1 protein-coding gene is annotated in these 486 nt (G+C 39.9%); it reads right to left on the bottom strand.

Annotated elements, in window-relative coordinates; all coding sequences use genetic code 11:
• Window positions 1-300: 300 nt before the first annotated feature.
• Window positions 301-441 carry a hypothetical protein gene (locus tag ACJ5GX_RS03950; RefSeq protein WP_495292725.1) on the bottom strand — a complete coding sequence of 47 codons (141 nt, stop codon included), beginning with the start codon at window positions 439-441 and terminating at the stop codon, window positions 301-303.
• Window positions 442-486: the final 45 nt, after the last annotated feature.

Below are 486 nucleotides of genomic sequence, written 5' to 3'. Positions count from 1 at the left end.
GTAACTCACGATGAAATTATTTCAGCTTATAATTGTACGCATAATGAACTGAAGCTTTACAATAGCATCACCCCATTTCTTTGCCGTGGGTGTCGTAAGAGGCAACTAAAGGATTTGAGAGTTGCATGTGTTTTGCAATTTTAGGCGATGTTCTGAAAAGCTGATCGATCAATTTTATTTATGTCAGTCACTCAGAATAAAATGTGTTATTCGTCACGTCAGACTCATTATTGTAAAGGAGCCCACAATGCTCAATGGGGTTTTACTCGAGCGTCAGAGACCTTAACATAAGATCGATCCTTAAAGACCCATCCTCTCCTGATTATCTTCGCTCCCGTTTCCACGTTTTACCTCCTGATCGATCGGGGTGCGCGCACGCACACCACTTTGAAATGCCGTTCCGCCGTTTAAAAACAAATATAGCTTAAGACCTAAATGCATAGATAAAAAGGTTCATATTTCAAAAAATAGGCTGTTGTTTCATAC

The sequence above is a fragment of the Wolbachia endosymbiont of Tuta absoluta genome, from assembly GCF_059414725.1.
This window is presented reverse-complemented; position numbering and strand designations above follow the sequence as displayed.